Source organism: Klebsiella sp. RHBSTW-00484 (assembly GCF_013705725.1).
Lineage (GTDB): Bacteria > Pseudomonadota > Gammaproteobacteria > Enterobacterales > Enterobacteriaceae > Klebsiella.
Genome location: NZ_CP055507.1, coordinates 1 through 216, shown reverse-complemented (window position 1 = coordinate 216; position 216 = coordinate 1). Strand labels below are relative to the sequence as shown.

Below are 216 nucleotides of genomic sequence, written 5' to 3'. Positions count from 1 at the left end.
GAAAGCCAGCATCCGTGCCAGGGTGGAGCACCCGTTTCGCATCATCAAGCGGCAGTTCGGCTTCGTGAAAGCCAGATACAAGGGGCTGCTGAAAAACGATAACCAACTGGCGATGTTATTCACCCTGGCCAACCTGTTTCGGGTGGACCAAATGATACGTCAGTGGGAGAGATCTCAGTAAAAACCGGAAATAACGCCAGAAATGGTGGAAAAAAT

Annotated in this window: 1 protein-coding gene; it reads left to right on the top strand. The window is 50.5% G+C overall.

The features are described from left to right. The coding region (locus tag HV213_RS33145; protein ID WP_004153845.1) for an IS5/IS1182 family transposase at positions 1–181 on the top strand (181 nt) is incomplete at its 5' end. Between the last annotated feature and the right edge of the window lie 35 nt (positions 182–216).